Consider the following 26,805-nt stretch of genomic DNA (forward strand, 5'->3'; position numbering starts at 1 on the left):
GACCATGGCTGACGCAGCGAGCGGTGCATCTGCAACCGGGGCTCAAGCCTACAAGAAAAACCGCCCGTTCTCCGCTTTCGAGCGGATGGTCGCCTGGCGCTACCTGCGCTCCCGGCGCAAGGAAGCCTTCATCTCGGTCATCGCCGGCTTCTCCTTCATCGGCATCATGCTGGGCGTCGCCACGCTCATCATCGTCATGGCCGTCATGAACGGCTTTCGCACGGAGCTGATCTCGCGCATCCTCGGCATCAACGGCCACATGATCATCCAGCCGATCGATACGCCGCTGAACGACTATGCCGCACTCGCCGAGCGGCTTTCCGCTGTTGCGGGCGTCACCATGGCAATCCCGCTCGTCGAGGGCCAGACGCTAGCCTCCGGCACCGCCGGGGCGGGCACCGGCGCGCTGGTGCGCGGCATCCGCGCCGACGATCTGGCGAAGATGAAGGCCGTCTCGGACAATTTCAAGGAAGGCGACCTCGTCGGCTTTGCCTCCGGCAGCGGCGTGGCGATCGGCTCGCGCATGGCCGAACAGCTCGGCCTGAGCGCCGGTGGCCAGATCACGCTCGTCGCACCCGAAGGCGACGTGACGCCGCTCGGCGTCAACCCGCGCGTCAAGACCTACACGGTCTCGGCGATCTTCGAGATCGGCATGTCGGAATATGACGCCTCTATCATCTACATGCCGCTTGAAGAAGCGCAGCTCTATTTCAACGCAGAAGGCATCGTGCAGTCGATCGAGCTTTTCGTCACCAACCCCGATGCGGTCGATGAACTGCGTCAGCCGATCGAGGCGGCGGCCGGACGGCAGATCTACATAACCGACTGGCGCCAGCGCAACCGCACCTTCTTCTCCGCACTTCAGGTCGAGCGCAACGTCATGTTCATGATCCTGACGCTGATCGTGCTCGTTGCCGCGCTCAACATCATCTCCGGCCTCATCATGCTGGTGAAGGACAAGGGCAGCGACATCGCGATCCTGCGCACCATGGGGGCCACGTCCGGCGCCATCATGCGCATCTTCTTCATGACGGGGGCGGCGATCGGCACGGTCGGCACCTTTGCCGGCGTCGCGCTCGGCGTCGTCGTCTGCCTCAATGTTGAATCGATCCGCCAGTTCTTCTCGTGGATTTCAGGCACGACGCTGTTCAACCCGGAACTCTACTTCCTGAGCCAGCTTCCGGCCGACATGAATGCCGGCGAGACGGTCACGGTCATCGTCATGGCGCTGGCGCTTTCGTTCCTCGCGACCATCTTCCCCGCCTGGCGCGCCTCCAAGCTCGATCCCGTCCAGGCCCTGCGGTACGAATAGGAACAGAACGCCATGAACGCGCGCAACGCACTGGAACTCAGGGGCATCGAACGGCACTACGGCCAGGGCGAAACCCTGCTGACGATCCTCAAGGGCGCCGATTTTACGCTGAAGAGCGGCGAGACCGTCGCACTCGTGGCGCCCTCCGGCACCGGCAAGTCGACCCTCTTGCACATTGCCGGCCTGCTTGAAAAGCCGGATGTCGGCGAGGTCTTCGTCAACGGCCATTCCTGCGCCGAGCTTGCCGACGAGGAGCGCACGACGATCCGCCGCAACGAGATTGGCTTCGTCTACCAGTTCCACCATCTGCTGCCGGAATTCAGCGCGCTGGAAAATATCATGATGCCGCAGCTCATCGGCGGCCTCACCAAGGCGGAGGCGCGCGAACGCGCCGCCCAGCTGCTCGACTATATGCGCATCGGCCATCGCGCCGAGCACCGCCCGTCGGAACTCTCCGGCGGCGAGCAGCAGCGCGTCGCCATCGCGCGTGCCGTCGCCAATGCGCCGCTGCTGCTGCTGGCCGACGAGCCGACCGGCAACCTCGACCCGGAAACCGCCGGCTACGTCTTCGAGGCGCTGGAAGCGCTCGCCCGCCAGTCCGGCCTCGCGGCGCTCATCGCCACGCACAACCACGAGCTCGCCGGCCTGATGGATCGCCGCGTGACGATCGAGGACGGCCTCGTGCGCGAGCTCGCCTGATTTAGCCTTCCGGCCTTGATTAATTGTCCAGCCCGCAGATCGAGCGGGCGATCTCGTCGTTCCAGTCCTTCAGCAGCACGAATTGCGCCTTGCCGGTGATGGGCTGGCCGAGCGCCTTGCCCTTGCCGGTTAGGACGTTGAGGTCGCAATCGCTGACGGCGTCCGTGTCGAGCGTGTCGTAGGACGAATAGGTGTAGCCCGCGACGATGAAATCGAAATTGCGGTGGGCGATCGTCAGCGTCTGGCGCCAACGGTCGCGGCCGATCGAATCGTTTTTCGTGGTGAGCGTGAAGGAGCCATTGGCGAGCGCCGCCAGCTCCGGCTCCTGGCCGAACATGGTCAGGTTGCCCCAGACCGTCCTGGGCAGGGCAAGCGCCAGCGTCAGCCGGTTTTCCTCCGGCTTGGCGACGTAGATGTAGAGCCCGTTGTCGTCTCCGCTGTCGTCGCCCGGCGTTGCCACCACGGCGAGATCCGGCGTGCCGTCCTTGTTCCAGTCGCCGCTTGCCATGGCCATGATGCGCTCGGCCGGGAAATCCGCCGCAGCGGCAGGGGCAGCCAGGCTGGCCGAAAGCAGAAGGGCGGCAATCAACGACTTCATCTCTTTTCCTCCATGTGAGCGAGGCGACCATATTGCGCCTTCGAACGCCGGTCCAGAGGGCCTGTGGAAAGCTGTTGACACGAGAACAAGAATAGAACAAAGTGAAAACATAAAAGGAAAGGGAGCCACAATGACCGATTTTCTTCGTGATCTTGCTGCATTCACCTCCATGGCCATGTTCGTCGCCACCTTCTCCGTCATCCTCTTCGGAATCTGACGGCCGCATTTCATTCTTTGAAGCCGATCGCATCTCGCCCACGCGTGCTCGCGCGTGGAAATCGGGTGTAACGGCAATAACCTTCTGGACGAGACCGGTGCGAATCCGCTTAAGCTTCCTGCCTTGACCGGAAGGAAGATACGCATGGCGGACGAAGCTCGGAAGACGGATGGCGGCACGGTGGCGAAGACGCCGCAATTCGTGCATCTGCGCGTGCATTCGGCCTTTTCGCTGCTCGAAGGCGCCTTGCCGATCAAGAAGATCATCGGCAAGGCGACGTCCGACCAGCAGCCGGCGATCGCCATCACCGACACGAACAACCTGTTCGCGGCGCTGGAGTTTTCGCAGAAGGCGATCGGCGACGGCATCCAGCCGCTGATCGGCTGCCAGCTGTCGATCGACATGGAAGACGAGGGCGACGGCGAGCGGCGCGGCGGGCAGGCGCAGCTCGTGAAGCTCCCGTCGATCGTGCTCCTTGCCGCCACCGATGCCGGTTATGCGCGTCTCGTCGAGATCGTCAGCCGCGCCTATCTCGGCGGCGAGGGCAACCAGTCGATCCGCATCGCCTATAGCTGGCTGGAAGCGGGCATGGACGGGCTGATCGCGCTCACCGGCGCCCATGGCGGGCCGGTCGACATGGCCATCCTCGCCGGCCAGCCGGCGGTGGGGCGCGCGCGTCTTCACGCGCTGAAACGCGTCTTCGGCGACCGGCTCTATATCGAGCTGCAACGCCACGGGCGCTACGACAAGCAGCACGAGCGCCGCATGGTCGAGCTTGCCTATGCAGAAGACGTGCCGCTGGTCGCGACCAACGAGCCGTTCTTCCCGGCGCCCGATGACTATGATGCGCATGACGCGCTGATGGCGGTGGCGCACAATGCCATGGTTTCGGACGACAACCGTTTCCGCCTGTCGCCCGACCACTATCTGAAGAGCCGCAAGGAAATGGCAAAGCTCTTTGCCGACCTGCCGGAGGCCCTGGAGAACACCGTCGAGATCGCCCGGCGCTGCTCCTTCGTGTTGAAGACGTGCAGCCCCATCCTGCCGCGCTTCACGGGCGCGACGGACGATCCGGAGGAGGCGGATCGCGCCGAATCGGCAGAATTGCGCCGCCAGTCCGTGGAAGGCCTCGAAAGCCGCATGGAGCTGCTCGGCCTGACGCCCGGTTATACCGAGCAGGATTATCGCGAGCGGCTGGATTTCGAGCTCAGCGTCATCGAGCGCATGAAGTTTCCCGGCTACTTCCTCATCGTTGCCGACTTCATCAAATGGGCCAAGCAGCAGAACATTCCCGTCGGACCCGGCCGCGGCTCGGGTGCTGGTTCGCTCGTCGCCTATGCGCTGACGATCACCGACGTCGATCCGCTGCGGTTTTCCTTGCTCTTCGAACGCTTCCTCAACCCGGAACGCGTCTCGATGCCCGACTTCGACATCGACTTCTGCCAGGACCGCCGTGAAGAGGTGATACGGTACGTGCAGCAGAAATACGGCCGCGAGCAGGTGGCGCAGATCATCACCTTCGGTTCGCTACAGGCGCGCGCGGCGCTACGCGACGTCGGCCGCGTGCTGGAAATGCCCTACGGCCAGGTCGACAAGATCTGCAAGCTCGTGCCGAACAACCCGGCCAACCCGACGCCGCTCTCCAAGGCGATCGAGGAGGAGCCGAAGTTGCAGGAAGAGGCGGAGAAGGAGCCGGTCGTCGCGCGCCTGCTCGACATCGCCCAGAAGATCGAGGGCCTCTACCGCCACGCCTCGACGCACGCCGCCGGCATCGTGATCGGCGACCGGCCGCTGTCGCAGCTCGTGCCGATGTACCGCGACCCGCGCTCCGACATGCCGGTCACCCAGTTCAACATGAAATGGGTGGAACAGGCCGGCCTCGTCAAGTTCGACTTCCTCGGCCTGAAGACGCTGACCGTCCTGAAGACGGCGGTCGATTTTATCCGCAAGCTCGATGTCGAGGTGAAGCTCGAAAGCCTGCCGCTCGACGACCAGCCGACCTACGAGATGCTGTCGCGCGGCGAGACGGTCGGCGTGTTCCAGGTGGAAAGTGCCGGCATGCGCAAGGCGCTGATCGGCATGCGGCCCGACTGCATCGAGGACATCATCGCGCTCGTGGCGCTCTACCGCCCGGGCCCGATGGAGAATATCCCGGTCTACAACGCCCGCAAACACGGCGAGGAGGAGATCGAGTCGATTCATCCGATGATCGACCATCTGCTGAAAGAGACGCAGGGCGTTATCGTCTACCAGGAACAGGTGATGCAGATCGCCCAGGTCCTGTCCGGCTATTCGCTCGGCGAAGCCGATCTTCTGCGCCGCGCCATGGGCAAGAAGATCAAGGAGGAGATGGACAAGCAGCGCGCCCGCTTCGTCGACGGCGCCGTGAAGAACGGCGTGTCGAAGCCGCAGTCCGACCTGATCTTCGACCTCTTGGCCAAGTTCGCCAACTACGGCTTCAACAAGTCGCACGCCGCCGCCTACGCCATCGTTTCCTACCAGACGGCCTATCTGAAGGCGCATTACCCGGTCGAGTTTTTGGCCGCGTCGATGACCTACGATATGTCCAACACGGACAAGCTGAACGATTTCCGCCAGGATGCGGGACGTCTGGCGATCGCGGTCATTCCGCCGTCGGTGCAGACCTCGTTTGCCCATTTCGAGACCGGCGAGAACCGCATCTACTATGCGCTCGCGGCCATCAAGGGCGTGGGCGAGGCGGCTGTGCAGCACATCGTGCAGGTGCGCGGCGACAAGCCGTTTGCAAGCCTGGAAGACTTCTGCCTGCGCATCGATCCGAAATTCGTCAACCGCCGCGTCTTCGAAAGCCTGATCGTCGCCGGCGCCTTCGATTGTTTCGGCCATGACCGCGCCGCCATGGTCGCCGGCCTCGACCGCATGCTTGGCTACGCGCAGCGCGCGCAGGAGGACAAGAACAGCGGGCAGGGCGACATTTTCGGCATGGGGGCTGCGACCGGGCCGGAGGTGATCACGCTGCCGTCCTACACGCCGTGGCTTGCCTCCGAAAAGCTGCACCGCGAGTTCCAGGTGCTCGGCTTCTTCCTGTCGGCCCACCCGCTCGACACCTATGCGCCAATCCTGTCCAAGATGCGGGTGCAGACCTTTGCCGACTTCGCCATCGCCGTGAAACGCGGCGCCACCGCCGGCCGCCTTGCCGGCACGGTGACCTCCAAGCAGGAGCGCAAGACCCGCACCGGCAACAAGATGGGCATCGTCGCCTTCTCCGATTCGTCCGGCCAGTTCGAGGCGGTGCTGTTTTCGGAAATGCTGAACCAGTACCGCGACCTGCTGGAGGCCGGCAAATCGCTGGTGATGACCGTGCAGGCAGAAGAACGTCCGGAAGGCATCGGCCTGCGCATCCAGACGCTGCGCTCGCTGGAGGAAGAATCGCTTCAGACCCAGAAGGCGCTGCGCGTCTATGTGCGCGATTCCGGCCCGCTGCGCTCCATCGCCGCCCACTTGAACACCAAGGGCGACGGCCTGGTCTCGTTCATCGTCATCAAGGACAATGGCCAGCGCGAAATCGAGGTCGAGCTCAACGAGCGTTTCCGCATCTCCCCCGAAATCGCTGCCGCCATGCGCTCCGCACCGGGCGTGCTGGATGTGGAGCTGGTCTAGTTATTTCGCCGTCGGGATGCGGGCGATGACCTTGATCTCGAAGTCGAAACCGGCAAGCCAGTTGACGCCGATGGCGGTCCAGTTCGGGTAGGGCTTCGTGTTGAAGACCTCGTGCTTGATGGCCAGGATCGTATCGAACTGCTTTTCGGGATCCGTGTGGAACGACGTCACGTCGACGATGTCGTCAAGCGTGGCGCCCGCTGCCGCCAGCGTGGCCTTGAGGTTTTCGAAGGCAAGGCGCACTTGCTGTGCGAAATCGGGTTCGGGCGTGCCGTCTGCCCGGCTGCCGACCTGTCCGGAAACGAACAGGAGATCGCCGGATTTGATGGCCGCCGAATATTCATGTTCGTCATAGAGGGCGTGCCGGCCAGCCGGATAAATTGCTTCGCGTTGGGTCACTTCGGTCTCTCTTTCTCTTTGTGAGGGCGGCTGGGCAGAGCAGTGTCGCTTCACAGCCGCTGTAATTTCGCATACGTTGCGTATATGAAATTTGGCGCGCATGGCGCCGATGTCAAGTTCATATACGGTCCGTATATCAAAAATAAGGATGAAATCGTGAATCGGCGCATCGAGATGATGGAGGAAAACCGCGTCAAGCTGATCGGTGCCGCGCGCCGTGCCTTCGGCAAGAAGGGCTATTCCGCCGCCTCCATGGACGAATTGACCGCCGATGTCGGGCTGACGCGGGGCGCTCTCTACAACATTTTCGGAGACAAGCGCGGGCTTTTGGCCGCGGTCGTCCATCAGATCGATTCCGACATGGCGATGCGCGCCAAGGAGATCGGGGAGCGCACGGGAGACGATTGGGGTGGCCTGCTTGCGGAAGGGGCGGCCTATATCGAGATGGCGCTCGATCCCGAGGTGCAGCGCATCGTGCTACTCGACGGGCCCGCCGTGCTGGGAGATCCCTCGCAGTGGCCGAGCCAGAGCGAATGCCTGCAAGTCACGCAGGCGAAAGTGGAAAAGCTGATCGGGGAGGGCATGCTCAAGCCCGTGAACGGCGAGGCCGCCGCCCGTCTCCTCAGCAGCATGGCGTTCAACGCTGCGCTTTGGATCGCGGCGAGCGACGAGCCGAAGGCGGTGCTTCCCAAAGCGGTCGAAGCGTTCAAGGCTCTCGCGACGGGCCTTCTCGCCCGGCCGGCCTGACGACGTTTGTGAAATTTTTGTTTACGGGCGTGGAAGCGGCAGGCCCACCCTTGACCTTCGGGGTCCGGGCCACAAATTCCTGACCTGTTGCCGACGAACAGGCAGCCGGGGAAACGGATGCGATTACGAACTGCTGTCTTGTGCTGCCTGTTCGCCGTCGCCGGCCTCCCGTCCATCGCCATGGCCGATCGCACCACCATCACCATCGAGGCGCTGGGCGCGCCGACCGATGATGCCCAGCTGCGCGAACGGGTTGCCTTGATGAGCAGTCGGCTCGACGATGAAGAGGTCCAGTTCAGCGGCACGGATGCCATGGCCGAACTGAAGGCGCTCCGCAGCTATGTCGGTGAAAAGCGGGAGCTTCTCGATGAGCGGCGGGAGATCCTCTCCATGATGGGCCGCGTCACGGTACGCTCGGCGCTTCTCGGCTATGAAGACGGCATTGCGGCCCTGGAGGAACTGGCAACCTTGAGCGAGGGTGATGATCGTCCGCTTGGCCGGCGGCTGATGGACCGCTATGTTCATGCGGAACTGCTGGGCGCCTATGCGACAATTCCCGGCAACAGCGCCAGCCACGCGCTTTCCGCCGAGCAATATGGCAAGGCGGCACTGCTTGCCGACGTCTACCCCGGATATAGCGATGATCAGCGCGCCGGCGTGCGGGAGAAGCGGGCCTTCCAATTGCACGAGGCGACGCGCTACGAGGAAGCGCTGGCACTCAACAAGGATGTGCTGTCGCGCGGCGAGCGGCTTTTCGGCAAGAGCCATCCGAAGCTGAAAACCGTGCTCACGAACCTCGCGCAAAATCTGCATGCCATGGGCCGCAAGCAGGAGGCGGAGCCATACCTCATCCGCGTCCTGGAGATCGCAGAGGCCGAGGACGACCTCGAAACCATACAGGACATGCTGTTCCAGCGCGGCGTGCTCGCCTACGAACTCGGCCGCATGGACGATGCCAAATCCTTCATGCAAAGCAGGATCGAGCGCCTGCGCGCCGCTGGCGACACAGCGTGGCTGGCGACGGCCGAAGGCGATTATGAGGAACTGTTGAAGCGCCTCGGCGAATAATCGCCCGAAAAGAGCCACCGGTTCCCGGTGGCCCTACGCGGTGGCAGGCGTCGCGGGTTAGTTGACGACGGTGACCGACGAGACCTTCTTCTTTTTCTTCTTCTTGCCGCCCTGCACGATCGAGGCATCCGCCTTCTGCACCTTGCGGGTGACCGTGATGAAGTCCGTGCCGTCGCCGGTTTCGGGGCCGAGGCCCGTGTCGGAGATCGACAGCGAAGCGCCTTCGCCCATCAGGCCGGAAATGCGGTTGCGCATGTCTTCCGGAATGTCGAGGCGGTCAAGGGTTTTCGTCAGCGCGTCAGGCGCGGCAGCGTCGACCTCGGTGGTGATGCCAAGGCGTTTCAGCGTGCCCTGCGGGAGCTGGTTGTCCATGCTCACGCCGTACCATTCCGCCTTGCCCTTGTCGGCATCGACCTCGCGGGCGATGAGGAAATGGGTGCCGAGCGCGATTTCCGGATTGCGGATGGTGATCGGCTCCTCGATCAGCGGCTTGAATTTCTGGCGCACGAGGATCTGGCCGTTCGGCGGCGTGCCCTTGCCGGCCTTGGCGTAGACGGCGGCGACCAGCTCCGGCGAGATCACGCCGTCTTCCGTCAGGCCCTCAGCGAGCTGGAAGGCGCGGATGGCGGTGACGGTCTGCTTGCCGTGCAGGCCGTCCGGAATGCCGGCGTCGTAGCCGAGCGAGGTCAGCAGCCGCTGGAGATCCACCAGCATTTCACGCTCGCCGCGCCGCGTGACGAGGATGCGGATCGGGTCCTGCTCGGTCTTCTGCACGATGGGCGTGACGATCTCCGGCTTCGGATCGGTCATCGCCACCTCGACGCTCTTGTTGCCGGCCTCGATGAGCGACGGGCGTAGGCCTGCTTCCGACAGGAGCGGCGTATCCGGCACGACGACGACGGGCTTGAAGAGTGTGGCATGCACGATGCGCTGCGGGGCGATCTCGCGGTCGGTGATCAACACATGGCCGCCGCGCCGCGTGACGCTGAACAGCGTCTTGGCGAAATCGTTCGGCAGGCGCACGCAGCCATGCGAGGCGGGGTAGGAGGGCACGCTGTTGGAGGCGTGCAGCGCGATGCCGGACCAGGTCAGCCGCTGCATGAAGGGCATCGGCGCGCTGTCATAGAGGTTGGAAAAGTGCGTGCGCTTCTTTTCCAGGATGGAGAAGATGCCGGTCGGCGTCGAATGGCCGGCCTTGCCGGTGGAGACGCGCGATGTGGCGACGATCACGCCGCCATCATAGATCTTCAGTTCCTGCAGGTCCTTCGACACCATGATCTGGAGGGGACCTTCGAGCGTTCCGCCGAGCGCCGTGGCGCAGCTCAGCATCAGGCCCAATATGCTCATGCCAGTAGCGAGGCGAAACTTCATGTAACCCATCCGTACGCAATACAAACCGAAGGGGAGCTTAGTGCATCCAGTTTAAAGAAGGCTTGATGCAGCTGGCGATCCCCCGATCTGTGCCAACCCGATGCAATGCAGAACGCTGGTTCTTCGGGATTTATTCGGTGGGGGTGTCGGTTTTCGCGGCGGATTTGAAGGTCAACTTTTCGTGAAAGCGTTCGGGGCCGGATTTGCCGAACGTATAGCCGGTTTCGACGCTCGCCTTGCCGAACTTGTCGCGCAGCGTGTTCATCGCGGCTTCCGCCGCAGCACGGCGGCTGGCGGCGGGATCGACGAGATCCGGCGGGTCCGCGCGGCCGGGATCGGCAAGCTCGGTGACGCCGATGCCGATCAGCCGGTACTTCGTGCCGTCCACTTCCTTGCGCAGCAAGTCGAGGCCCGTGCGGAAAATCCGGTCGGCGAGCATGGTCGGGTCTTCGAGCTTGCGGTTGCGCGTGCGGCCCTTGAAATCGGCGGTCTTCAGTTTGAGCACGACCGTATAGCCGGCAATGCCGGATTTCCGGAGCCGCGAGGCGACCTTCTCGCTCAGGCGGCGCAGATGCGTGACGAGTTCGTCATAACCCGCAATGTCGTCGAAGAAGGTGGTCTCGGCCGAAACGCTCTTGGCGGCGTCGTTCGGATGAACCTCGCGGTCGTCCTGTCCGCGCGACAGATTGAAGAGGCGCTTGCCCATGACGCCATAGCGGCGCATCAGGTCGGTTTCCTCCATTGTCTGGAGCTGGCCGACGGTGCGGATGCCGTCGCGCTCCAGCGTCTCGGCAAAGGCCTTGCCGACGCCCCAGATCAGGCGCACGGACTTGTCCCGCAGGAAGTCGAGCGCCTCTGCCTCGCCGATGACGGAAAAGCCGCGCGGCTTGCGCATGTCCGAGGCGACCTTGGCGAGGAACTTGCAGTAGGAGAGGCCGATCGAGATGGTGATGCCGATCTCCTTCTCGACGCGCTCGGCAAAGCGCGCGAGCACCCGGGCCGGCGGATCGTGGTGCAGGCGCTCCGTGCCGCGCAATTCCAGGAAGGCCTCGTCGATGGAAAGCGGCTGCACGAGTGGCGTCAGCTCCTGCATCATGGTGCGCACCTCGCGCCCGACCCGCACATATTTCTCCATGTTGGGGCTGATGACGACGGCGTTCGGGCAGGCCTCCAGCGCCTTGAACATCGGCATGGCCGATCGCACGCCGTGGATGCGCGCGACGTAGCAGGCGGTCGAGACGACGCCGCGTTTGCCGCCGCCGATGATCACCGGCTTGTCGGCAAGCTCCGGATTGTCGCGTTTCTCGATCGAGGCATAGAAGGCGTCGCAGTCGATATGGGCGAGCGTCAGGTCGTAAAGTTCGTCATGATAGACGAGACGGGGGCTGCCGCAGGCGCGGCAACGGCGCAGATCGGCCGGCTGCCCGGAAAGGCAGTCACGACAGAAGCCCGGAAAACGCTGTGCGGCGGTGCTCATGAATGGAACAAATGTTGAACATCGCGACATTACTGCGTAAGTTGGCGAGTCTCAAGAGGAACCGGGGCTGAAAGCATGACGACGCACAGGCTGGACGCGCGGTGTCGCACACCCGGTTTATTCCCTCAGAAATCGGTGTCGCCATATGGTCCGGAGAGGATCGCGTGGGCGCGCACGACCGTCTCCGGCGTGATGCCCGTCGCCGCGCTGAAGTCGAGCAGCGTCGGCTCGTGTCCCATCAGGAAATCGACGAGGCCGGCGAGAAAGCCGGGATCGTTGATGGCGTTGCGCACTTCCGTGGGCGCGACGCCAGTCAGCGCGAGGAAACGCGAGAGCAATTCCGGCTCGCCGGCGATCCAGCCGAGGATGGCGACAGCGGTTGCTTCCGCCTCCGCCGTCGCGGGTGTATCTTTTTGGCTTTTCATCGTTTTCCCTTGGGAAATTTACCTTTTAATCAACCAAGTGCCGCTAACGTGGCAACGGTCAGGCTGGGTGATTTCGGCTTTGCCGCAACTTATCGATCTTCCGGAGGGTTGCAAGGCCGGTGAGAGGAACAGGGACGCACAATGCCCAAGCAAGTGATGATTGTCGAGGACAACGAGCTGAACATGAAGCTCTTCCGGGACCTCATCGAGGCGTCCGGCTACACCACCATCCAGACCAGGAATGGCATGGAAGCCCTTGATCTCGCGCGCAAATACCGCCCGGACCTGATCCTGATGGACATCCAGCTTCCGGAGGTTTCTGGCCTCGAAGTCACCAAGTGGCTGAAGGAGGACGACGAGCTGCATGTCATCCCCGTGATCGCCGTTACCGCCTTCGCGATGAAGGGCGACGAGGAGCGCATCCGGCAGGGCGGCTGCGAGGCTTACGTCTCGAAACCCATCTCCGTTCCGAAATTCATCGAAACCATCAAGACCTATCTCGGCGACGCATGAGGTAGAGACCAGGGCCATGACAGCACGCATCCTCGTCGTCGATGACATTCCGGCCAACGTGAAGCTGCTCGAAGCGCGGCTGCTCGCGGAATATTTCGACGTGCTGACGGCCGACAACGGTTACGAAGCGCTGTCGATCTGCGAGCGCACGCAGGTCGATCTCATCCTGCTCGACATCATGATGCCCGGCATCGACGGTTTCGAGGTCTGCGAGCGGCTGAAGGCCAATCCGCGCACGTCGCATATCCCGGTCGTCATGGTGACGGCACTCGACCAGCCGTCGGACCGCGTGCGCGGCCTGAAGGCCGGCGCCGACGATTTCCTGACCAAGCCGGTCAACGACCTCCAGCTCATGTCGCGGGTGAAGAGCCTGGTGCGGCTGAAGACGCTGACGGACGAGCTGCGCATGCGCGCGGCGACCGCCCGCGCCATCTCCATGGAGGAGGGGCTGTACAACGTCATGGGCGACGAGGCAGGCGATGTGCTGCTCGTCGACAGCCGCGCGAGCTCGCAGGAGCGCATTTCGCGTGCGCTGAAACCGATCGCCGATGTCACCTGCACGTCCGATCCGCAGGCGGCGCTCTTCCAGGCGGCCGAGAGCAATTACGAACTGGTGATCGTCAACGCCAATTTCGACGACTACGATCCGCTGCGCCTTTGCTCGCAGCTTCGCTCGCTGGAGCGCACGCGCTTCCTGCCGCTCCTGCTGATCGCCGAGCAGGGCCATGACGACCTGATCGTGCGCGCGCTCGATCTCGGCGTGACGGACTACCTGATGCGGCCGATCGACCCGAACGAGCTGATCGCCCGCAGCCTCACCCAGATCCGCCGCAAGCGCTGCAACGACCGCCTGCGCGCTAGTGTGCGCCAGACGATCGAGCTGGCCGTGACGGACGGCCTCACGGGCCTGCACAACCGCCGCTACCTCGACAACCACATGAAGCTGTTGATCGACCGCGCCACGGCGCGCGGCCGCCCGCTTTCGGTCTGCATCACCGATATCGACCGCTTCAAGCTCGTCAACGATACCTATGGCCACGATGCCGGCGATGCCGTGCTGCGCGAATTCGCCAACCGCGTGCGCTCCGCCGTGCGCGGCGCCGATCTTGCCTGCCGATACGGCGGCGAGGAGTTCGTTTTGGTGATGCCCGACACGTCGGCCGAGATGGCGGCGGGCGTGGCGGAACGCCTTCGCACGATCGTCGAGCGCGAGCCCTTCCGCATTCCCGGCACGGATGTCTTTCTGCCGATCACCGCCTCGCTCGGCCTTGCTTCCGCGCTGCCGTCGGGCGATAGCCCGGAAACATTGCTGAAGCGCGCCGATGCCGCGCTCTACGAGGCCAAACGCTCCGGACGGAATCGCGTCGTGGCTGCCGCCGCCTGATTCGGGTGGTTCGCCGGCATCTGGCGATAGGTTGTCCACAGGCCAGATTGCACTCCGGCCATTTGCCTTGAAGTCCGGGCGGTTTCCGAAGGCAGCCGGAAGACGGATTTCGGACCCCTGCGGCTCATGCCTGCGGCGAATTTTCGCTATAAATCCTACTATTTATTTTTGGTCAGCCTTATCAACGGGTTGTGCTTGCTGCAATCTAACCGTGTGGCTTCGCGGCATTTTATCAGGGTTGTGGGTGGTTCGCGCTATGGTTGACGTAACGTGGACCCGCCGTTGTTGTGATCCATAACGTAACTGGAACCCAATGAGACAAGCGTCGGCGCCGCGGTTAACTATGAGACAAGGAGCGGCGAGGGGAGCGTTAAGAATTCGTTGATTTTTTTTCTTTTTCGCGCGATGTTCAACTCATGGGCGGCAAACAAGCCCGCACAACCGGTTACCCCATGATGCTAGGTCCGCCGCATCTCCTGGGTCGTGGGGTCGGTCGGCTGGTTACGACACAAACGGAATCCTCGTGCCGTCGTCGTATCTGGCCGACCCCCGTTCAGCGCCGCTCCCGTCAAGGGAGCGGCGTTTTTGATTCGCGAATCTCCAGATAGCTTGCAGCGACCCGGCCCAAAAGGAAAGGCGCCGGACGTTTCCGCCCAGCGCCTTTGCGAACCAAAAGGGTTGCCAAGATTACTTGATCTTGGTTTCCTTGAATTCGACGTGCTTTTTCACGACCGGGTCGTACTTCGTCTTGGTCATCTTGTCCGTCATCGTACGGCTGTTCTTCGTCGTTACGTAGAAGAAACCGGTGTCGGCCGTCGACAGCAGCTTGATCTTGATGGTGGTAGCCTTGGCCATGGTCGTCCTGCCTTTATGAAAAACGAAGCCGCGGACAGCCAGTCTGCTCCACGGCTTAAATCTGGGCGGAAACTACAAATCGCGCCCGAAAAGTCAAGCCCGTTTCGGTCGGAAAACGATCCGGGCCAGTGAAAGTACCAGGTAAAAGCCGAAGAAGGACACGATCGCCCAGGCAAAACCGTCATTGCCGGAGACGTCCATCGCCGCGCCAATCGCCTGCGGACCCACCACCGTGCCGACCGCATAACAGAAGATGAAGGCGGCATTGGCGGCCGCGAGGTCCGCACCGACGAGTCGCGAGCCGAGATGGCTGAGGCCGACCGTATAGAGGCCGGCGACGCAGCCGCCCCACACCAGCAGCACCACGGCCATCAGCACCCAGTTCTGCGACACCAGCGGCAGCGAGAGCGCGCCGACGAGGCCGATGACGGCCATGATCGTCAGGAGGCTCCTGCGGTCCTTCATGCGGTCGGAGAGCATGCCGAGCGGGATCTGGAACGCCATGTTACCGATGCCCATGACGGTGAGCAGCAGGGCCGCCTGCGGCTCGCTGAAGCCGGCCCGGGTGGCGTAGATGGGAAAGAGCGAAAGGCCGCCCACTTCGACCGCGCCAAAAATGAAGACCGCGGCCGTCGCCGTCGGCACGAGCAGCACGTAGCGCATGAAATGCAGTTCCGGCTTCTCGTCGATGATCGGGCTTTCGGCGCGGGCGATGTAGATCGGGATCGCCGCAAGCAGGATGATCGCCGCGCCGACTGCAAACGGCAGCACGCCGTCGCTGCCGAGGATGGAGAAGAGCAGGGGGCCGGTGGCGAAGCCGAGCGACAGCACGGTCGCGTAGATGCCGAGCACCAGGCCGCGCCGGCGGGGCGGGGCCGCGGCGTTGATCCAGAATTCCGAGAGGATGAAGAGCGTGGTGATCGCGCCGTGGAAGACCAGGCGCAGCGGGAACCACAGCCAGAAATTCTCGATGTAGTAGAAGCCGAGGCCGCTGATGGCGGAAAGCAGGATGGCAAGCAGCATCGTCGTCGACGTGCCCCAGGCATGGGCAAGCCGTGTGGTGAAGGGCGCTGCGGCCATGGCGGCGACACCGGCCATGGCGGAGTTGATGCCGATCATCGTGGACGAGATGCCGCGCTTTTCCATGATGATGGACAGTAGCGGCAGGCCGAGGCCGATGGCGATGCCGACTGCGGAAATGGCGGCGACGGCTGCAATGAGAGACCTCCAGTGGATGCTCTCCACCGGGCCGGAGGTGCCGGATTGCGGCTGCGTCATATGCGATCGATCCTCAAAGAATATCCCGTAGGTGACGCCCGCGCTGGGCGTAGAACAGCGGCGCGGGCCTTCCGAAGGGCAGAGACTTGTCTTCCTGAATGCTTTTTTTCAGCTCTTCAAGGATCAATACGGTTATGTCGGGCATGTCGATGCCCTTGTGGTCAAAAATATCTACCCAGCGCAGGTCTTCCAGCTCATGGCTGGCCTTGGCGCCCGCCGGATCGACGCCCGCCTCGTCGGCAAAGAGCGTGAAGAAGCGTGTGTCGAAGCGCCGCACCATGCCGGCGGGCGTGATGGCGCGGGCGAGGAAGCGCAGATGGGAAAGGTCGGGCCGGAAGGGAAGCACGCCTTCCGCAGGCTCGGCGAGCGGTGCGCCGACTGGAATGCCGGCCTCTTCGTAGAGTTCGCGGACCGCCGCCACGCCGAGCGCGCGCAGCCGCGAATTGGAACAGCGCGTGCCGGCCTTCAGCGCGAGCCGCTCGTTGGCAAGCGGGTTCAGCGGGTTGGCGATGGAGACCAGGCGATCGCCGGCGTCGCGCCGGCCGCCGGGGAAGACGTAGACGTCGGGCATGAAGACATGTTTGCTGCTGCGTCGGCCGACGAGCACGCGCACGCCGGCCCCCGACCGGTCGAGAAGCAGGATCGAGGCTGCATCGACAGGCCGGACAGATGTCATGCCGTCCGGTCGCCATAGGCTGGAGCGGCCTCCGCCTCGACGGGCTTGTCGTTGAAGCCGTGCATCTTCAGCGCCCATTGCAGGCCGATCGTGCCGCCCTTGATGGGCTGCATCATGAGAAGCGCCAGGATGAGGGTGATCGGTGTCCAGATGGCGAGATGCTGCCAGGTGGAGAGCGGCCAGACGAGGTCGGTCATCATATAGCCGCCGACGACGATATGGCCGACGATGGTGATGACGAGATAGGGCGGCAGGTCGTCGGCGCGCTGGTGGGTATAGTCCTCGCCGCAGGCCGCACAGTTGTCGACCGGCTTCAGGAACGAGCGGAAGAGGCGGCCGGTGCCGCAGGCCGGGCAGCGGTTCAGCATGCCGCGCTTGATGGCGCGGCCGAGCGGGCGCTCCGCCGGTGCGGTGCTCGCGGTGTCGCCGAATTGCAGCGTGCTGCTGGTCTCGTTCGCCTGCATGGTCTAGTCCTTCCTGCCGGCGGTCTTCACCGGCCTAGCGTCTCCCGCGGGGAGGGCGGGTGCCCGGCTGGCGCCGCGGTTCGCTGCCCTTGCGCCGGCCCGACTTGTGGAAGGAGCGCACTGCCGTCGGCATCTTGCGTCCCTCGCTCAACATGTCGAACCGGAGCGAACCGGCAAGCGGCACCGCTTCCGCGAGCCTCACGCGCACCATATCCCCGAGGCGGTAGCCAAGCCCAGTTTTTTCGCCGGACAGCGCCTGATGGGCCTCGTCGTAGATAAAGTAATCGCGTCCCAGCAAAGATATAGGCACGAAGCCGTCGGCGCCATACTCCGGCAGGGTGACAAATAGTCCCGCCTTGGTGACACCCGAGACGCGGCCGTCGAATTCCTCGCCGATACGGCCGGCAAGGTGATGGGCGATCAGCCGGTCGACCGTGTCGCGCTCGGCCGCCATGGCGCGGCGCTCGAAGGTCGAGATTTCCGCCGCGATGTCGTCGAGCACCGCTTCCTCGTCCGGCGTGATGCCGCCTTCGCCAAGCCCGAGCGAGCCCACCAGCGCCCGATGCACGATCAGGTCCGCATAGCGGCGGATCGGCGAGGTGAAATGGGCGTATTTCATCAGGTTCAGGCCGAAATGGCCGATATTTTCCGGGCTGTAGATCGCCTGGCTCTGCGAGCGCAGCACCATCTCGTTGACCATCTGCTGGAACGGCTTGTCCTGGGCCTTGGCAAGCACGCCGTTGAAATGGTTGGAGCGCATGCTGCCGCCCTTGACGAGCGAGATGTCGAGCGTCTGCAGGAACTCGCGCAGCACCTCCTGCTTGGCAAGCGAGGGCGCGTCGTGCACGCGGTAGATCAGGACCTGCTTCTTCTTCTCCAGCGTCTCGGCGGCCGCGACATTCGCCTGGATCATCATCTCTTCGATGAGCTTGTGCGCATCGAGCCGCGGCGGCACATGGACACGGTCCACCGTGCCATCCGGCTTCAGCAGGATCTTGCGCTCGGGCATGTCGAGTTCGAGCGGCTGGCGGCGGTTCCGCCCGACCGTCATGATGCGGTAGGCTTCCCAGAGCGGCTTCAGGATGGTGTCGAGGATCGGTCCGGTCTTGTCGTCCGGCGCGCCGTCGATGGCCGCCTGCGCCTGCTGGTAGGAGAGTTTCGCCGCACTCTTCATCATGATGCGGTGGAAGGTGTGGCTCGCCTTGCGGCCTTCATGCGAGAAGACCATGCGCACGGCAAGCGCAGGACGGTCGACGCCTTCCTTCAGCGAGCAGAGATCGTTGGAGATGCGCTCCGGCAGCATCGGCACGACGCGGTCCGGGAAATAGACCGAGTTGCCGCGCTTCTGCGCTTCACGGTCGAGCGCGGATTTCGGCCGGACGTAATAGCTGACATCGGCGATGGCGACGGTGACGATCACGCCGCCCGGATTGTCGGGAGAGGTATCCGGCTCGGCATAGACCGCGTCGTCATGGTCCTTGGCGTCATGCGGGTCGATGGTGATGAGGGGGAGGCTGCGCCAGTCCTCGCGGTGCGACATGGTGGCCGCACCGGCGTCCTCCGCCTCGCGGATCACGGCATCGGGAAAGACATGCGGAATGCCGTGGGCGTGGATGGCGATCATCGAGATCGCCTTTTCGGACGCGACCGAGCCGACGACGCTCTTGATCTGCGCCTTCGCCAGGCCGAAGCGTCCCATGCGCACGACATCGATCTCCACGAGGTCGCCGTCCTTGGCGCCCGCCGTGAACTCGGCGTCGACTTCCATTTCCTCGCCGCGGCGATCGATCGGCATGATGCGCCCGCCGCTGCCCGCTTGCGCGGCGCGGAACACGCCCATGCCGGAATTCTTGCGCTTGTCGAGCACCTTGATGATGCGCGCCGTATAGGCCGGCCCGCCGCGTTCCTTCGCCGGGAAGATCTTGGCGAGCACGCGGTCGCCGAGGCCGGCGACGGGCGCCTTGCCCTTGCTTCCGACGGTGGACTGGCGGATCGCCACGGCAGGCGCCACGCCCGCATCGTCCAGCCATTCCGCGGGGCGGCCGATCAACTCGCCGTCCACGTCGCGCGTGGTGATGTCGAGCACGGCGACCGGCGGCAGCGCGCCGGGGCGCACGAGGGACTTGCGGCGCTTTTCCAGGAGCCCGTCTTCCTCGAAGGATTTGAGCAGCGCCTTCAGCTCCACGCGCGTCTCACCCTTCAGCCCGAAGGCCTTGGCGATCTCGCGCTTGGAGGCCTGTTCGGGGTTCTCCGCGATGAAGCGCAGCAGCACGTCGCGCGGCGGCAGGACGCCGTGGATGATTGGGATATTGTCCGTCGGCGGCACGTCACGACCCGCGCGGCCGGGCCGCTTGGATTGTCCTGCCGGGCTGCGTGGTTCCCTCGTCATGTCGTCAGGCCTTCTTCGCCTTGGCTGCGGTCTTGCTGGCCGCGGTCTTGCTGGCTGCGGTTTTGGGTTTCGCCTTAGCCTTCGGCTTTGCCGCCTTGGCGTCGTCGGATTTCGCTGCCTTCGTCGCCTTGGCCTTGCCGCCCTTGACGGGCGTCTTGCCAGCCTTTTCGGCGATCAGCACCAGCGCTTCCTCCATGGTCACGCTGTCGGCCGCCTTGCCCTTCGGCAGGGTGGCATTGACCTTGCCCCAGTTGACATAGGGGCCGTATTTGCCATCCCGCACGGTGATGGGACCGCCATCCGGATGGTCGCCGAGCGTCTTCAGCGCCGCCGGCGTGCCGCGCGAGCGACCGCCCGGACCCTTCGACGCCTTGTCGGCGATGACGGTGACGGCGCGGTTGAGGCCGACCGAGAACACGTCCTCGACGGTTTCGAGATTGGCGTAGCCGCCATCATGCAGCAGGAACGGCCCGTAGCGGCCGATGCCGGCGGAAATCATCTTGCCGGTTTCCGGATGCTGGCCGATATCGCGCGGCAGCGAGAGGAGTGCGAGCGCTTTCTCGTGGTCGATGCTTGCCGGCGTCCAGCCCTTGGGCAGGCTCGACCGCTTCGCCTCCTTGCCGTCGCCACGCTGCACATAGGGGCCGAAGCGGCCGGAGCGCAGGGTGATTTCCTCGCCCGTATGCGGGTCCTTGCCGAGGCTCTGCGGCTCGTTGGAGGCACTCGCCTCCGCATCGGAACCGTTGTCGGCGGAAAGCTGGCGGGTGAAGTTGCATTCCGGATAGTTCGAGCAGCCGACGAAGGCGCCGAACTTGCCGAGCTTCAATGAGAGTTTTCCCGTGCCGCAGACCTGGCAGATGCGCGGATCGCTGCCGTCCTCGCGCTTCGGGAAGACCAGCGGTGCCAGCTCCTCGTTCAGCGCATCGAGCACGTTGGTGACGCGCAGTTCCTTCGTGTCCTCGATCTGGGCGAAGAAGTCCTTCCAGAAATCGCGAAGAACCTGCTTCCAGTCGAGTTCGCCGGCCGAGATCTTGTCGAGCTTTTCTTCGAGATCCGCGGTGAAGTCATATTCGACATAGCGCGTGAAAAAGCTTTCCAGGAAGGCTGTGACGAGGCGGCCCTTGGTTTCCGGAATCAGCTTGCGCTTGTCGATGAGGATATATTCGCGGTCGCGCAGCGTCGCGAGCGTCGCGGCGTAGGTGGACGGGCGGCCGATGCCAAGCTCTTCCATCTTCTTGATGAGCGAGGCTTCGGAGTAGCGCGGCGGCGGCTCGGTGAAGTGCTGGGTGGCGTTCACCTTCTGCTTGGCGACCGCCTCCTGGGCGTTGATCTCCGGCAGGCGGCCGTCGTCGTCACCGTCGTCCGACTGCTCGCCGTCTTCCTTCTGGTCGGTATAGGCGGCGATGAAGCCGTCGAAGCGGATGACCGAGCCGGTGGCGCGCAGGCCGGCCTTGCGGCCGCCATTGTCCGCCTCGATCTCGACCGTCGTGCGCTCGATTTCGGCGGATGCCATCTGGCTGGCGATGCCGCGCTTCCAGACGAGATCGTAGAGCCGGAGCTGGTCCGGATCGAGATAACGCTTCACCTGATCCGGCGTGCGGTCGAAGGAGGTCGGGCGGATCGCCTCGTGGGCTTCCTGGGCATTCTTCGCCTTGGTGGAGTAGAGGCGGGGCTTATCCGGCACGTAGCGCGCGCCAAACTGTTCTGCCACCGCCTGGCGCGCGGCATCGATCGCCTCGGGCGCCATCTGCACGCCGTCGGTACGCATATAGGTAATGAGACCGACGGTCTCGCCGCCGATATCGATGCCTTCATAGAGCTTCTGGGCGACCTGCATGGTGCGCGATGCGGAGAAGCCGAGCTTCGAGGAGGCGGCCTGCTGCAGGGTAGAGGTCGTAAACGGCGGCGAAGGGTTGCGCTTCATCGGCTTGGCTTCGACGCTCTCGACCCGGTAGGTCGCGCCTTCGAGCAGCGCCTTGAGGCGGTTCGCCTCTTCGCCATTGTTGATGGATTTAGCCTGGAGGCGCTTGCCCTCGGCCGAGGAGAGGCGGGCCTCGAACTCGTCGCCGCGCGGCGTCTTCAGCAGGGCGGAGAGGTTCCAGTATTCTTCCGAGACGAAACGTTCGATCTCGGATTCCCGATCGCAGACGAGGCGCAGCGCCACCGACTGCACGCGGCCGGCCGAGCGTGCGCCCGGCAGCTTGCGCCACAGCACCGGCGACAGGTTGAAGCCCACGAGATAGTCGAGCGCACGGCGGGCGAGATAGGCATCCACCAGCGCGATGTCGATATCGCGCGGGTTGCGCATGGCTTCGAGCACGGCCGACTTGGTGATGGCGTTGAAGACGACGCGCTGCACCGGCTTGTCGCCGAGGACGCGCTTCTTCTTCAAGACGTCGAGAACGTGCCAGGAGATCGCTTCACCCTCGCGATCCGGGTCGGTCGCGAGAATGAGGCCGTCGGAGGATTTCACCGCATCGGCGATGTCTTTCATACGCTTGGCGGAAGCGCTGTCCACTTCCCAGGTCATCTCGAAGTCTTCGTCCGGACGCACGGAGCCGTCCTTGGCCGGCAGGTCGCGCACATGGCCAAAGGAGGCGAGCACGGTGTAACCGGGGCCGAGATACTTGTTGATCGTCTTGGCTTTGGCAGGCGATTCCACAACTACAACATTCATCGTCATTTTTCTCTGAGTACCGGGTGCCGCGCGGTTGGGTGCCGGCGAAACGGGCGCAATGCGCCGGAAAGTCGTGTCTCGACATGAACAGACAAAGCGTTCCGGTCAAGAGGTAGGGGTGAAATAAGTGGGATGCAACGCGATACAACCGATGCGCGATCAATCAATTCTTGCAATTATAAATAATCGTTGTATCGTTTCCTAGGCATAGGAATTACAACCTAACGGTGATTCTGAATCATTGGCACAACGGATAAGCCATGAACTCGAAACCTTCAAAGCCCGCTCTCCCACCTCACACGGCAGAGGAGAACATCGCTTACACCCGCCAGATGCTGGCCGAGTTACGGACCGTCGCGAACAATGAAGGCGCGGATATGCTGCGCTATTTCATCGAGATGGCCTATGTGGAGGCGGGGGACATCCTGGCCGGCATACGGCCGCTGTCACTCCGGGGTCAGCGAGACCCCGCCATTGCCATGCCGCTGAAGCCGGCCGGCAAGGTCAAGTTCTAGGAGCACGAGGTAGACGGTCGCCGCCGCGATGCCGGTATGGCGGATGACCTCGTCGATCTCGGCCGGCACCTGGCTCAGCGCTTCGGCGATCCGCTCGCGCTCGCCGTCGCTTGGCGGCAGGCGAAGTGCCGGTGGTGTGTCCTCCGGCGGCTCGCCGGCATGCGGTCGCGGGGTGAAGAGGTCGGGCTCCGAGAGGGGCCGCAGGCTTTCCAGCACGTCGTCGGCCGTGGTGGTGATGGTCGCGCCGTCCTTCAGCAGGCCGTTCGTGCCCTCGCAGCGCATGTCGAGCGGCGAGCCCGGCACCGCAAAGACCAGCCGGCCGAAATCCGCGGCGTTGCGCGCGGTGATCAGCGAGCCGGAGCGCACCGCCGCCTCCACCACCACCAGCCCGAGCGCCATGCCGGCGATCAACCGGTTGCGGCGCGGGAAGTCGCGTGCGCGGGGCTCCCAGCCGAAGGGCATTTCGCTGATGGCAAGGCCCTGCCCATTGGTCATTTCGCCGAGCAGGCCGATATTTTCCGGCGGGTAGGGCTTGTCGAGCCCGCCGGCCATGGCGGCGATCGTGCCGGTGTCGAGGCTGGCGCAATGGGCGGCGGTATCGATGCCGCGCGCAAGACCCGAGACGATGGAATAGCCGGCCCGGCCGATCTCACGCGCCAGCAGGCCGGCGAACTTCATGCCGGAAATCGAGGCGTTGCGTGCGCCGACGATGCCGACGGCCGGTGCCGACGCGACGTTCAGGTTGCCCTTGACGGCAAGAAGCGGCGGGGCGCCGACGATCTGGCGCAGCAGCGGCGGATAATCCGGCTCGCCGATGCCGACGAAGGTGGCGCCATGCCGCTCGGCGAGGTCCAGCTCGCGCTCCGCCTCGGACTGGCTTGCGACGCGGATCACGCGCGACGCACCGCCGCGGCGGGAGAGTTCCGGCAGCATGTCCAGCGCGGTCTCGGCGCTGCCGAAATGGTTGATGAGTTCGCGAAAGGTGACCGGCCCGACATTGTCGCTGCGGATAAGGCGCAACCAGGCGATCCTCTGTCTTTCCGTCAGCGCAATTCCCCGTGTCCTTGCGCTGCGGTCGTGCATGGCTATCCCTTGCTGCCGATCTTGCTTTCGGTGCCGCTCATCAGGCGGCTGATATTGGCCCGGTGTTTCCACCATGTGATGATGGTGAGCACGAGAAAGAGCAGCGCCACCTTCTCGTGACCGAGAAACCACAATACAACCGGAGATACGGCAGTTGCAACTAGGGCTGAAAGCGAAGAATAGCGGGTGAGATAGGCTAGGCCGATCCACACCGCGGCGAAGACGGCAAGCATGACCGGCACGAGACCGAGCAGCACGCCAACATAGGTCGCCACACCCTTGCCGCCCTTGAAGCCGAGCCAGACGGGAAAGAGATGGCCGAGGAAGGCGGCAAAGCCCGCGGCGATACCGGCGTCGAGCCCCCAGCGCGAGGCGATGGCGGCCGCGGCCGTGCCCTTCAGCGCGTCGAGCAGCAGGGTCGCGGCGGCGAGCTTCTTGTTGCCGGTGCGTAAAACGTTGGTCGCGCCGATATTGCCGGAGCCGATCTGGCGCACGTCGCCCAGCCCCGCCATGCGGGTGAGGATCAGGCCAAACGGAATGGAGCCGAGAAGATAGCCGAAGGCGAGCGCGGCAAGCGTCGGCAGGGCGCCGAGCTGCCAGGTAAAGATGTCGGACACGTCAGTTTTCCCCCGAAACCATGCCTTGATATGCCGCCGCCGGAATTGTCCCTTCCGGCGGGCGAAGGGGGCAAACGCCTAAGCCAGCGAATGCACCCGTTTGCCGGCAACATAGGTGCTAACCGCGCGTCCCGTAAAGCGGGCATCTTCGAAAGGCGTGTTCTTCGAGCGCGAGACGAAGGTGTCCTTGGTGGCAAGCCAGGGCTCGTCCGGGTCGATCAGCACGATATCGGCGCGTGCCCCCGGCGCCAGCGTACCGGCATCGAGGCCGAAGATTTTTGCCGGGCGCGTGGAGAGCGCATCGATGAGGCGCATCAGCGGGACTTCGCCGCTGTGATGCAGCCGCAGCGCCGCCGCTAGCATGGTTTCGAGCCCGATCGCGCCGTCCGCGGCATCGGCAAAGGGCAGGCGCTTGGTGTCGACGTCCTGCGGGTCGTGCGCGGAGACGATGATGTCGACCTCGCCCCGGGCGAGCGCATCGACCATGGCCTTGCGGTCGTCCTCGCCGCGCAATGGCGGCGAGAGCTTGAAGAACGTGCGGTATTCGCCGATGTCGTTCTCGTTCAGCGTCAGGTGGTTGATCGAGATGCCGCAGGTGACGTTCGCGCCGCGCTCGCGGGCGATCTTCACGGCTTCCGCCGATTCCGGCACCGAAATCTGCGCGGCATGGTAGGCGCCGCGGGTGAGGCCGGCGATGCGCAGGTCCCGTTCGAGCGGGATCAGTTCCGCCTCGCGCGGGCTTCCCGAAAGGCCGAGCCAGCTTGCCAGCAGCCCCTCGTTCATCACGCCGCCGGCGCCGAGATACTTGTCGCGGGTTTCGAGCGCGATCACGCCGCCGAATTCACGGGCATAGGTCATGGCACGGCGCAGCACCTGCGCATTGTGCATCGGGTTGCGGCCATTGGTGAAGGCGACGGCGCCGGCGGCCTGGAGCAGGCCGAACTCGGTCATCTCCTCGCCTTTCAGTCCCTTGGTGAGGGCAGCGGCCGGGTGGATGTTGACGATCGCCTTGTCGCGGGCGTTCTTCAGCACGAACTCGACCAGCGCGATATCGTCGATCACCGGGTCTGTGTCGGGCATGGTGATGAAGGTCGTCACACCGCCGGCCGCCGCCGCGCGCGAAGCGGATTCGATCGTCTCGCGGTGTTCGCCGCCGGGTTCGCCGACGAAAACGCGGGCATCGACGAGGCCGGGAGCGGCGATCAGGCCCTTGCCGTCGACGATCTCGGCACCTTCCGGCGCGCCCTGGTTCTGCGCGCCGCTGCCGATCCCGGCAATCTTGCCGTTGACGATGACGATCGAGCCGTTTTCATCGACGTTGCGCGAGGGGTCCAGGATGCGGACGTTCTTGAGGACGGTCGTGCGGCTCATGCGCGGGGTCCCTGGTTCTGCGAAAGAAGAAGCGTTTCCATCACGGCCATGCGCACGGCGACGCCCATCTCGACCTGCTGCTCGATGACGCTCTGCGGTCCGTCGGCAATCTCCGAGGCGATCTCGACGCCGCGGTTCATCGGGCCGGGATGCATGACGAGCGCATCATCCTTCGCCGCCTTCAGCTTTTCCGCATCAAGGCCGTAATAGTGGAAATATTCCCGCACCGACGGCACGAAGGCGCCGGACATGCGCTCGCGCTGCAGGCGCAGCATCATCACGACGTCGGCATCCTTCAGGCCTTCCGCCATGGAGTGGTAGACCTCGGCGCCCATGTCGGCGATGCCCGAAGGCAGCAGCGTGGCGGGGGCAACGACGCGCACGCGCGCCCCCATGGCGTTGAGCAGCAGGATGTTCGACCGGGCGACACGCGAATGCAGCACGTCGCCGCAGATCGCCACGATGATACGCGAAAGCTTGCCTTTCGCACGGCGAATCGTCAGCGCGTCGAGCAGCGCCTGTGTTGGGTGCTCGTGCTGGCCGTCGCCGGCATTGACCACCGCGCAGGATACTTTTTGCGCGAGAAGGGCGGCGGCACCGGCCGACGAGTGGCGCACCACCAGCACGTCCGGGTGCATGGCGTTCAGCGTCATCGCCGTGTCGATCAGCGTTTCGCCTTTTTTCACCGATGAATTGCCGACGGACATGTTCATCACGTCGGCGCCGAGGCGTTTTCCGGCGAGCTCGAAGGAGGATTGCGTGCGCGTGGAGGCTTCGAAGAACAGGTTGATCTGCGTCAGGCCGCGCAGCGTCGACGTTTTCTTCTCCCGCTGCCGGGAGATTTTGACCGCCTCGTCGGCGCGGTCGAGCAGCAGGGTGATGTCCTGCTCAGTCAAACCCTTGATGCCGAGAAGGTGGCGATGCGGAAAGAAGTCCATAAAACTCCGCCTCAACTGTCGTGGATACGCGGGGTCTATAGAGTGTCGGTTCCGCCGCGGCAAGGCTGAGAGGGGCGGCCGTCATGCATTCCC

General features: G+C 64.1%; 23 protein-coding genes. 8 read left to right on the forward strand and 15 right to left on the reverse strand.

Translation table 11 applies throughout. The features are described 5' to 3' along the window. The first annotated feature begins 4 nt into the window (after window positions 1-4). Entirely contained in the window at window positions 5-1,312 is a 1,308-nt protein-coding gene (locus tag AC1RWL_RS19385) for a lipoprotein-releasing ABC transporter permease subunit (protein ID WP_435265324.1), read from the forward strand. A 12-nt stretch (window positions 1,313-1,324) separates the two neighbouring features. Then, the gene (locus AC1RWL_RS19390) at window positions 1,325-2,011 is read left to right on the forward strand and encodes an ABC transporter ATP-binding protein (RefSeq protein WP_256119014.1); all 687 of its coding nucleotides are present in this window, start codon (window positions 1,325-1,327) and stop codon (window positions 2,009-2,011) included. A gap of 19 nt (window positions 2,012-2,030) precedes the next feature. Here AC1RWL_RS19390 and AC1RWL_RS19395 read toward each other — a convergent pair whose 3' ends face one another. Continuing rightward, window positions 2,031-2,609, reverse strand: a complete 579-nt coding sequence (locus AC1RWL_RS19395) for a hypothetical protein (protein WP_493096300.1) — start codon at window positions 2,607-2,609, stop codon at window positions 2,031-2,033. Window positions 2,610-2,970: 361 nt separating this feature from the next. On the opposite strand from AC1RWL_RS19395, the gene dnaE reads away from it, so the two are divergent. Further along, window positions 2,971-6,465, forward strand: coding sequence for a DNA polymerase III subunit alpha (gene dnaE / locus AC1RWL_RS19400; protein ID WP_493096299.1), 3,495 nt, complete (start codon window positions 2,971-2,973; stop codon window positions 6,463-6,465). Here the strand turns inward: dnaE and AC1RWL_RS19405 are convergent, their stop codons facing one another. Next, the gene (locus AC1RWL_RS19405; protein ID WP_493096298.1) at window positions 6,466-6,864 is read right to left on the reverse strand and encodes a RidA family protein; all 399 of its coding nucleotides are present in this window, start codon (window positions 6,862-6,864) and stop codon (window positions 6,466-6,468) included. A 174-nt stretch (window positions 6,865-7,038) separates the two neighbouring features. Here AC1RWL_RS19405 and AC1RWL_RS19410 point away from each other — a divergent pair, with 174 nt between their 5' ends. After that, window positions 7,039-7,611, forward strand: a complete 573-nt coding sequence (locus tag AC1RWL_RS19410) for a TetR/AcrR family transcriptional regulator (RefSeq protein ID WP_493096385.1) — start codon at window positions 7,039-7,041, stop codon at window positions 7,609-7,611. 138 nt (window positions 7,612-7,749) lie between these two features. Continuing rightward, window positions 7,750-8,679 (forward strand): tetratricopeptide repeat protein, encoded by a 930-nt coding sequence (locus AC1RWL_RS19415; RefSeq protein WP_493158448.1) that lies wholly within the window; start codon window positions 7,750-7,752, stop codon window positions 8,677-8,679. Window positions 8,680-8,736: 57 nt separating this feature from the next. Here AC1RWL_RS19415 and AC1RWL_RS19420 read toward each other — a convergent pair whose 3' ends face one another. From AC1RWL_RS19420 to AC1RWL_RS19430, 3 genes are all read right to left on the reverse strand, one after another. Beyond that, the gene (locus AC1RWL_RS19420) at window positions 8,737-10,050 is read right to left on the reverse strand and encodes a L,D-transpeptidase family protein (RefSeq protein WP_493096296.1); all 1,314 of its coding nucleotides are present in this window, start codon (window positions 10,048-10,050) and stop codon (window positions 8,737-8,739) included. A gap of 130 nt (window positions 10,051-10,180) precedes the next feature. Beyond that, window positions 10,181-11,527 carry a DNA polymerase IV gene (locus AC1RWL_RS19425; protein ID WP_493096295.1) on the reverse strand — a complete coding sequence of 449 codons (1,347 nt, stop codon included), beginning with the start codon at window positions 11,525-11,527 and terminating at the stop codon, window positions 10,181-10,183. A 125-nt stretch (window positions 11,528-11,652) separates the two neighbouring features. Continuing rightward, complete coding sequence (locus AC1RWL_RS19430; protein ID WP_439617078.1) at window positions 11,653-11,952, reverse strand: DUF3572 domain-containing protein; 300 nt, start codon at window positions 11,950-11,952, stop codon at window positions 11,653-11,655. A 141-nt stretch (window positions 11,953-12,093) separates the two neighbouring features. Between AC1RWL_RS19430 and AC1RWL_RS19435 the strand changes: the two genes are divergently transcribed. Further along, window positions 12,094-12,465: a response regulator gene (locus AC1RWL_RS19435; RefSeq protein WP_010065708.1), complete on the forward strand. Its 372-nt coding sequence runs from the start codon at window positions 12,094-12,096 to the stop codon at window positions 12,463-12,465. Window positions 12,466-12,481: 16 nt separating this feature from the next. After that, on the forward strand, window positions 12,482-13,849 hold the full coding sequence (locus AC1RWL_RS19440; protein ID WP_493096294.1) for a PleD family two-component system response regulator: 1,368 nt from the start codon (window positions 12,482-12,484) through the stop codon (window positions 13,847-13,849). 687 nt (window positions 13,850-14,536) lie between these two features. Here AC1RWL_RS19440 and rpmG read toward each other — a convergent pair. The 6 genes from rpmG to topA form a co-directional block, all read right to left on the reverse strand. Then, the gene (gene rpmG, locus AC1RWL_RS19445; protein ID WP_023512792.1) at window positions 14,537-14,704 is read right to left on the reverse strand and encodes a 50S ribosomal protein L33; all 168 of its coding nucleotides are present in this window, start codon (window positions 14,702-14,704) and stop codon (window positions 14,537-14,539) included. A 93-nt stretch (window positions 14,705-14,797) separates the two neighbouring features. Beyond that, complete coding sequence (locus AC1RWL_RS19450) at window positions 14,798-15,982, reverse strand: MFS transporter (RefSeq protein WP_256119023.1); 1,185 nt, start codon at window positions 15,980-15,982, stop codon at window positions 14,798-14,800. A gap of 13 nt (window positions 15,983-15,995) precedes the next feature. After that, window positions 15,996-16,658: an NUDIX hydrolase gene (locus AC1RWL_RS19455; RefSeq protein ID WP_493096293.1), complete on the reverse strand. Its 663-nt coding sequence runs from the start codon at window positions 16,656-16,658 to the stop codon at window positions 15,996-15,998. After that, the gene (locus tag AC1RWL_RS19460; RefSeq protein WP_439617081.1) at window positions 16,655-17,122 is read right to left on the reverse strand and encodes a DUF983 domain-containing protein; all 468 of its coding nucleotides are present in this window, start codon (window positions 17,120-17,122) and stop codon (window positions 16,655-16,657) included. Before AC1RWL_RS19460 ends, AC1RWL_RS19455 begins: the two co-directional genes overlap by 4 nt. Window positions 17,123-17,156: 34 nt before the next feature. Next, window positions 17,157-19,511, reverse strand: coding sequence for a ribonuclease R (gene rnr, locus AC1RWL_RS19465; RefSeq protein ID WP_493096292.1), 2,355 nt, complete (start codon window positions 19,509-19,511; stop codon window positions 17,157-17,159). Between the two features lie 4 nt (window positions 19,512-19,515). Further along, a complete protein-coding gene (gene topA / locus AC1RWL_RS19470) occupies window positions 19,516-22,188 on the reverse strand; it encodes a type I DNA topoisomerase (RefSeq protein ID WP_493096291.1) in 2,673 nt (890 codons plus the stop codon). Window positions 22,189-22,448: 260 nt separating this feature from the next. Here topA and AC1RWL_RS19475 point away from each other — a divergent pair, with 260 nt between their 5' ends. Then, entirely contained in the window at window positions 22,449-22,703 is a 255-nt protein-coding gene (locus AC1RWL_RS19475; protein WP_256119028.1) for a hypothetical protein, read from the forward strand. Here the strand turns inward: AC1RWL_RS19475 and dprA are convergent. The 4 genes from dprA to AC1RWL_RS19495 all read right to left on the reverse strand — a co-directional run bounded on the left by dprA (window position 22,635) and on the right by AC1RWL_RS19495 (window position 26,712). Beyond that, window positions 22,635-23,786 carry a DNA-processing protein DprA gene (gene dprA / locus AC1RWL_RS19480; RefSeq protein ID WP_493096290.1) on the reverse strand — a complete coding sequence of 384 codons (1,152 nt, stop codon included), beginning with the start codon at window positions 23,784-23,786 and terminating at the stop codon, window positions 22,635-22,637. The genes AC1RWL_RS19475 and dprA overlap by 69 nt on opposite strands. Window positions 23,787-23,788: 2 nt before the next feature. After that, window positions 23,789-24,394: a glycerol-3-phosphate 1-O-acyltransferase PlsY gene (gene plsY / locus AC1RWL_RS19485; protein ID WP_439617126.1), complete on the reverse strand. Its 606-nt coding sequence runs from the start codon at window positions 24,392-24,394 to the stop codon at window positions 23,789-23,791. An 87-nt stretch (window positions 24,395-24,481) separates the two neighbouring features. After that, window positions 24,482-25,774: a dihydroorotase gene (locus tag AC1RWL_RS19490; protein WP_493096289.1), complete on the reverse strand. Its 1,293-nt coding sequence runs from the start codon at window positions 25,772-25,774 to the stop codon at window positions 24,482-24,484. Further along, complete coding sequence (locus AC1RWL_RS19495; protein WP_435265339.1) at window positions 25,771-26,712, reverse strand: aspartate carbamoyltransferase catalytic subunit; 942 nt, start codon at window positions 26,710-26,712, stop codon at window positions 25,771-25,773. Before AC1RWL_RS19495 ends, AC1RWL_RS19490 begins: the two co-directional genes overlap by 4 nt. Window positions 26,713-26,805 lie beyond the last annotated feature (93 nt).

This window comes from Shinella sp. GW821-FHT10F02 (assembly GCF_058809275.1).